Genomic DNA, 7,574 nt, shown 5'->3' with positions numbered 1-7,574 from the left:
CGTCACCGCCGAGCTCGACATCGCCGACGCCCTCGACCTGGAGCACGCCGTACGGGTGCGGCCGAGTTGAAGGCCCTCGGGTCGGTGGAGCCGCTCGAGGCTCGCCGGTCGATGGCACTCGGGTCGCTCGCCCGCCAGCAGACGACCCTTGCGCTGGTTGAGCCCCGCGAAGCCACGCCGTCGCCAGCGCGGCGTCTCGAGCTCCACGTCCACCTCACCGCGGCACCCGCCGCCGCCTCCGCGGGCCCCGCCGACGAGGGCACCGGCTGGGCCTTCGGGCCAACCGCGACCCTCGACGAGGGCAACCGCCTCGCACTGCTCCACCAGGTCAAGGACTGGTGCCGGGACACCCACACCGAGGTCCGCATCCTCCCGGTCATCGACCTCAACGACGAGATCACCTCCACCGGGTACGCACCCTCACCGCGGCTGCGGCGTCAAGTCCAGCTCCGGGATCGCACCTGCGTGTTCCCGTGGTGTACCCGACCCGCACGCGCGTGCGACCTCGACCACGTGACCCCGTACGACCACAACCCCGACCGGGACCACGGCGACGGGGATCCCCCGGAGGCTCAGACTCGTAGCTCCAACCTGGCGAGCTTGTGCAGGAGTCACCACCGCCTCAAGACCCACACCACCTGGCACCTCGAGTCCCCAGCCAGCGGCGTGTTCGAGTGGACCAGCCCCCACGGGCACCGGTTCCGACGCGACCGAGGCGGCACCACACGGCTCGATACGACAGGCGCTGCCCGGGTGGTTTCGACACGCTCAACCAGCAACGCGCTCGACCACTGACCAGCACCGCCACCAGCCCGGCCAGCACCCCCGTTGCCCGGGCCACTGGCGCACCCTCACCCGTCGGGCAGCACCTTGCCCGGGTTCATCAGGCCCAACGGGTCGAGGGCGCTCTTCACGGCCCGCATCAGGTCGAGCTCGACGGCCGCGGTCAGCCCCGCTGCCGCATCGCGCTTGAGGACGCCCAGACCGTGTTCGGCGCTGATCGAACCGCCCAGGTCGGCCACCACCGCGTACACCGCCGCCGTCAGCTCCTCCGACGCGGGCAGCAGCGAGCCGGGGGCCTCGACGGGTGCCGACAGGTTGTAGTGCAGGTTGCCGTCGCCGACGTGACCGTACGTGATCAACCGGACGCCGGGCAGCAGCGCCGGGACCCGCTCCTCCAGCCGCGCCACGAGCTCGGCCAGCGACGCGATCGGCACCGAGACGTCGTGCTTCACCGCGACCCCCTCGACGCGCTGCGCCTCGGAGATGCCTTCCCGCAGCAGCCACAACACTTCACGTTGAGCGGGGCTGCCCGCCACCACCGCGTCCGGCACACCCCCCGCCTCGACCGCGTCGGCCAGCGCCGCCTCCAGCCGGGCGTCCACCTCGTCCCCGCCCCCGGCGACCTCCACCAGCCCGTACCAGGCGTACGGCCGCGCGAACGGGTCCCGGGCCGCGGGGACGTGAGCCAGCACCAGGTCGAGCGACGCCCGGTTGAACAGCTCCCACGTGGTCAGCTGCTCCCCCGCCGCCGCGCGCAGCACCGGCAACAGGTCGGTCGCGGTCCGCACAGAGGAGAGGGCGAGCAGAGCCGTCGCCCGGCGCGGGGTCGCCGGCACCATCCGCAGCGTCGCGGCAGTCACCACCCCGAGCGTGCCCTCGGCGCCCACAAACAGCTGCTTGAGGTCGTACCCGGAGTTGTCCTTGCGCAGCGCGCGCAGACCGTCCCACACACGACCGTCGGGCAGCACCACCTCCAACCCGAGTACCAGCTCGCGCGTCATCCCGTAGCGCAGCACCGACGTCCCGCCCGCGTTCGTGGAGACGATGCCGCCCACCGTGCACGAACCCTGCGAGCCCAGCGACACCGGGAACAGCCGGTCCACCTCAGCGACCGCGTCGTGCAGGTCCGCGAGGACCGCGCCCGCCTCCACCGTGACGGTGTCCGCGACCGTGTCGAGAGCCCGTACGGCGCGCATCCGCTCCAGGCACAGCACGACGCTCGGTCGCGCCCCGACGCCATCCCCATCCGTGGCCACCGGCACGCCACCGCCCACCAGCCCGGTGTTGCCACCCTGCGGCACCACCGCGACACGGGCCGCGGCGCAGCGGCGTACGACCTCGGAGACCTCGGCCGTGCTCGCGGGACGCACCACCGCCAACGCCTCGCCGCGGAACCGGCCGGTCCAGTCCGACACGTACCGCTCGGTGTCGGCCGCAGCGGTCAGCACAGCTGAATCGCCGAGCAGCGCGCGCAGCTCGTCCAGCCAGTCATCCGTACCGGTCATCGGCCTCTCCCGTTCCCGCTGTCCCGACCCGACCGGGCAGGACAGCGCCATTCTCCCGCTCAGCCGAGGCGTACGACCGGCGCACCCACCGCGAAGACGGCCCCGTTGGGGACCTCCAGCCACTCGCCGTCCAGCGGGCCGTGGCCCGCCAGCGCGTTCGCCGCGTGGCGCAGGGCGTCGCCGTGGGTGACGAGCACGACCGCGGTGCCCGCCCCGGCGACCGCCAGCGCGTCGGCCACCGCCGCCGCCATCCGGTCGTGGACCTCCCGCGGCGACTCTCCCCTGCCCACGCCCAGGTCGGGGTCGGACCAGTCGTGCTCCTCCCCGCGCCGCCACGTCTCCTCGTACGAGCAGCCCTCGAGATCGCCCAGGGCCATCTCCCGCAGCCGCTCGTCCAGCTCGACATCGACACCCAGCACCGACGCGACCGCCTCGGCCGTCTGCCGGGCCCGGACCAGGTCGCTGCTGACGACGCGCACCGGATGCCCGTCGGTCAGCGCCGCCGCCACGACCTTCGCCGCCTGGGCGGCCTGCTCGCGACCCAGGAGCGTCAGTGCGGGGTGCGGCGTCTGCCCCTGGGTGCGCCGCGCGACGTTCCACTCGGACTCGCCGTGGCGGACGAGCAGGACCGGAGCACTCACCCGGCGCATTGTGCCCGAGGCGCTGACGGCCGCGGACGGTGGCGTACGCTCGCCCCACCTGCGGTCCCAGGAACCCGGTGCGACTCCGGGGCGGTTCCGCCACTGTGATCCTCGAGCACGAGGACAGCCAGACACTGGCCGCGGGTGATCCCACCGTCAATCGGGGCGAGAACCCCGAGGAGGAGCCCTCGATGGCTGCGTCCGCCCGCATCGCCCTGCTCTCGACGTCCGACACGGACCTGCTCTCGGCCCGCACCAGCGGCGCCCCGTACACGCTCGCCAACCCCGGACGCACCGACGCCGCCACCTTGGCCGCCACGGTGGAGGGTGCCGACCTGGTCGTCGTACGGTTCCTCGGCTCGCCGCACGAGCTGTGGGACGGCTTCGACGGCCTGCGCGGGACTGCCCCGCTCGTCGTGCTGGGTGGCGAGCAGCAGCCCAGCGCCGAGCTGATGGAGCTGTCCACGGTGCCGATCGGCGTCGCCGCGCAGGCGCACGCGTACCTGGCCGAGGGCGGACCGGCGAACCTCGCCCAGCTGCACGCGTTCCTCAGCGACACGGTGCTGCTGACCGGCGAGGGCTTCGAGCCCCCGACGGAGATCGAGACGTGGGGGCTGGCCGATCGGCACGCGCCCGCCGACCCGACGCTGCCGCGGGTCGGGGTCCTCTACTACCGGGCCCACGAGGCGAGCGGGAACACCGCGTTCGCGCACGCGCTGGCCGACGCCGTCGACGCGACCGGACGCGCCACCGGGGTGCCCATCTTCGCCGGGTCCCTGCGCACCGCCCCCGACGCGCTCTTCGAGACGCTCGCCACCCTCGACGCCCTCGTCGTGACGGTGCTCGCGGCCGGCGGGAGCGTCCCCGCCACCTCCTCGGCCGGCGGTGACGACGAGGCCTGGGACGTCGAGCGGATCGCGGCCCTCGACATCCCCGTGCTGCAGGGTCTGTGCCTGACCAGCTCGCGCGCCGAGTGGGAGGCCAACGACGACGGCGTGACCCCGCTCGACTCGGCCAGCCAGATCGCGATCCCCGAGTTCGACGGGCGCATCATCACGGTCCCGTTCTCCTTCAAGGAGGTCGACGCCGACGGGCTCCCCCGCTACGTCGCCGACCCCGAACGCTGCCGCCGCGTCGCCGGGATCGCGGTCAACCACGCCGTCCTGCGGCACGTGCCCAACGCGGAGAAGCGGGTCGCGCTGGTGCTGTCCGCGTACCCCACCAAGCACGCGCGGATCGGCAACGCCGTCGGCCTCGACACACCCGTCTCCACGGTGCGGCTGCTGCAGCGGCTCGCCGCCGAGGGGTACGACCTCGGGGCGCCCGGCGACATCCCCGGCCTCGACCTGGTCGACGGCACCCCCGAGGGTGACACCCGCGCCGGGGACGCCCTGATCCACGCGATGATCGCCGCGGGCGGCCAGGACGAGGAGTGGCTGACCGACGGCCAGCTCACCCAGGCGCACGTACGGATCCCCGCCGCCACCTACCGCCGCTGGACCGCCGACCTGCCCGCCGCGCTGGCCGACGCGATGGCCGAGGCGTGGGGCCCGGCACCGGGCCGGCTGTACGTCAACGACGCCGACGAGATCGTCCTCGCCACGCTGGTGGCCGGCAACGTCGTCATCATGATCCAGCCGCCGCGCGGCTTCGGGGAGAACCCGGTCGCGATCTACCACGACCCCGACCTGGCCCCCACCCACCACTACCTGGCCGCGTACCGCTGGCTGGAGAACACTCCTGCCGACGGCGGCTTCGGCGCCCACGCCGTCGTCCACGTCGGCAAGCACGGATCCCTGGAATGGCTGCCCGGCAAGAACGCCGCGCTGTCCCAGGACTGCGGCACCGACGCGGTCCTCGGCAACCTGCCGCTGCTCTACCCATTCCTGGTCAACGACCCCGGCGAGGGCGCCCAGGCCAAGCGCCGCGCGCACGCGACCGTCGTGGACCACCTGGTGCCTCCGATGGCCCGCGCCGAGACCTACGGCGACATCGCCCGTCTGGAGCAGCTGCTCGACGAGTACGGCAACATCGCCGCGATGGACCCGGCCAAGCTGCCGGCGATCCGCGGCGAGATCTGGCAGCTCATGCAGGCCGCCCAGATGCACCGCGACCTCGGTCTCGACGAACGCCCCGGGGACGAGGAGTTCGACGACTTCCTGCTCCACGTCGACGGGTGGCTGTGCGAGATCAAGGACGTCCAGATCCGCGACGGCCTGCACGTCCTCGGCGCACCGCCCATCGGTGAGGCCCGGGTCAACCTGGTGCTCGCGGTGCTGCGCGCCAGCCAGGTGTGGGGCGGCGTCGGCAACGCCGTGCCCGGCCTGCGTCCCGCGCTTGGGCTCGCGCCCGACGCTCCACTGGCCACCGTGGACGCCGTCGAGGCCGAGGCGCGTGCGCTGGTGGAGGCGATGGAGAAGGCCGGGTGGGACGTCGCCGCGGTCGACGACCTGCACGGCGACGACGAGGTGCGCCGGGTGCTGCGCTTCGCCGCCACCGAGGTCGTCCCCCGGCTGGCCGCGACCACCGACGAGCTCGACCACCTGCTGCACGCCCTGTCCGGCGGGTACGTGCCCGCCGGACCGTCCGGCTCGCCGCTGCGGGGGCTGGTCAACGTGCTGCCGACGGGCCGCAACTTCTACACCGTCGACCCGCGCGCCGTACCGTCCCGGCTGGCCTGGGAGACCGGCCAGGCGATGGCCGACTCGCTGCTGCAGCGCCACCTCGACGACGCCGGCGCGTACCCGACGTCGGTGGGGCTGTCGGTGTGGGGCACCAGCGCCATGCGGACCAGTGGCGACGACGTGGCCGAGGTGCTGGCGCTCCTCGGCGTCCGCCCGGTCTGGGACGAGGCGTCGCGCCGCGTCAACGACCTCGAGGTGGTCGACCTGGCCGAGCTCGGCCGCCCCCGCATCGACGTCACGGTCCGCATCTCCGGCTTCTTCCGCGACGCCTTCCCGCACGTGGTCGCGATGCTCGACGACGCCGTACGCCTCGTCGCCGGCCTCGACGAACCGCACGAGGCGAACTTCGTGCGCGCCCACGCCGACGCCGACCGCGCCGCCCACGGGGACGAGCGGCGCGCGACCACGCGGATCTTCGGCTCCAAGCCGGGGTCCTACGGCGCCGGGATCCTGCAGGTCGTCGAGTCCGGCACGTGGCGCACCGACGAGGACCTGGAGCAGGTGTACACCGCCTGGGGCGGGTTCGCGTACGGCCGCGACCTCGACGGCGCGCCTGCCGCCGACGACATGCGCACCAACTACCGCCGCATCCAGGTGGCCGCCAAGAACGTCGACAGCCGCGAGCACGACATCGCCGACTCCGACGACTACTTCCAGTACCACGGCGGCATGGTCGCCACCGTGCGCGCGCTGACCGGCGCGGAGCCCCGGGCGTACGTCGGCGACTCCACCAGCCCCGACCAGGTCCGCACCCGCACGCTGGGCGAGGAGACCAACCGCGTCTTCCGCGCCCGCGTGGTGAACCCGCGCTGGATCGGCGCGATGCAGCGCCACGGTTACAAGGGCGCCTTCGAGCTGGCCGCGACCGTCGACTACCTGTTCGGCTTCGACGCCACCGCGGGCGTGGTGCACGACTGGATGTACGAGCAGCTGGCCTCCTCGTACGTGCTCGACGAGGCCAACCAGGAGTTCCTGCGCACCTCCAACCCGTGGGCGCTGCGGGGCATCGTCGAGCGGCTGCACGAGGCGGCCGAGCGTGGCCTGTGGGCCGAGCCGGACCCGGCGACGACGGCCGCGCTGGCCGAGGTCTACCTCTCCGTCGAGGGCGACCTCGAGGACGACGCCACCGGAGGTGCCGGTGCGTGAGGCGAGGACCGTGTGGGTGGTCGGCTTCGGAATGGGGCCCGACCACCTGACGCGCGAGGCGACCACCGCGCTGGCCGCGGCCGACGTGGTGGTCGCCTTCCGCAAGGGCGCCGACGACCCGCTCCTGGAGGTGCGGCGGACGATCTGCGCGGAGCACGACCTCCGGTTGGTCGAGGTCGACGATCCTTCCCGGGACCGCGACGACCCGGCCAACTACGGCGCGGCCGTGGCCGACTGGCACGCGGCCCGGGCCTCCGCGCTGGCCGAGGTCCTCGAGCGCGAGCCGGGCACCCCGGCCCTTCTGGTCTGGGGCGACCCGGCGCTGTACGACTCCACGCTGCGCCTCCTCGACGCCGTCGCCGCCTCCCAGCCCCTCGACGTACGCGTGGTGGCCGGGATCAGCGCGCCGCAGCTGCTGGCCGCCCGGCACCGGATCGTGCTGCACGAGGTCGGTCAGCCCCTGCACGTCACCACCGCCCGTCGGCTGCGCGAGGCGGTCGCGGCCGGGCAGCGCAACGTCTGCGTGATGCTCGGCTCCGCGCCCGACTGGGGCGGGCTCGAGGACTGGCAGGTCTGGTGGGGTGCCAATCTCGGCACTCCCAGCGAGCGACTGGTGTCGGGCTCAGTCGGGGAGGTCCTGGCCGACGTGGTCGCTGCCCGCGCCGCGGCGCGCGCCGAGGCAGGCTGGGTGATGGACGTGTCCCTGCTCCGCGCACCCCGGGAGGACTGATGGCGGGCCTGCTGGTCGCCGGCACCACCTCGGACGCCGGCAAGTCGGTCGTCACCGCCGGCCTCTGCCGGGCCCTGGAACGCCG

5 protein-coding genes and 1 riboswitch are annotated in these 7,574 nt (G+C 73.8%); of the genes, 3 read left to right on the top strand and 2 right to left on the bottom strand.

The genetic code is table 11. From position 1 onward, the window contains the following. A partial coding sequence (locus ACI379_RS13550) for an HNH endonuclease signature motif containing protein (protein ID WP_439792620.1) occupies positions 1–795 on the top strand: 795 nt, incomplete at its 5' end. A 56-nt stretch (positions 796–851) separates the two neighbouring features. Here ACI379_RS13550 and ACI379_RS13545 read toward each other — a convergent pair. Then, positions 852–2,288 carry an FAD-binding oxidoreductase gene (locus ACI379_RS13545; RefSeq protein WP_439792619.1) on the bottom strand — a complete coding sequence of 479 codons (1,437 nt, stop codon included), beginning with the start codon at positions 2,286–2,288 and terminating at the stop codon, positions 852–854. Positions 2,289–2,347: 59 nt separating this feature from the next. Further along, on the bottom strand, positions 2,348–2,929 hold the full coding sequence (locus ACI379_RS13540; RefSeq protein ID WP_439792618.1) for a histidine phosphatase family protein: 582 nt from the start codon (positions 2,927–2,929) through the stop codon (positions 2,348–2,350). 44 nt (positions 2,930–2,973) lie between these two features. Continuing rightward, positions 2,974–3,086: riboswitch (cobalamin riboswitch) on the top strand. Positions 3,087–3,120: 34 nt separating this feature from the next. On the opposite strand from ACI379_RS13540, the gene cobN reads away from it, so the two are divergent. After that, a complete protein-coding gene (cobN, locus tag ACI379_RS13535; protein ID WP_439792617.1) occupies positions 3,121–6,759 on the top strand; it encodes a cobaltochelatase subunit CobN in 3,639 nt (1,212 codons plus the stop codon). Further along, positions 6,752–7,489, top strand: a complete 738-nt coding sequence (gene cobF, locus ACI379_RS13530) for a precorrin-6A synthase (deacetylating) (RefSeq protein WP_439792616.1) — start codon at positions 6,752–6,754, stop codon at positions 7,487–7,489. Before cobN ends, cobF begins: the two co-directional genes overlap by 8 nt. Positions 7,490–7,574 lie beyond the last annotated feature (85 nt).

The sequence above is a fragment of the Nocardioides sp. genome, from assembly GCF_051876515.1.
Classification (GTDB): Bacteria; Actinomycetota; Actinomycetes; order Propionibacteriales; family Nocardioidaceae; genus Nocardioides.
The sequence above is the reverse complement of the archived record's forward strand: the minus strand, read 5'-3'. Positions and strand labels throughout refer to the sequence as shown.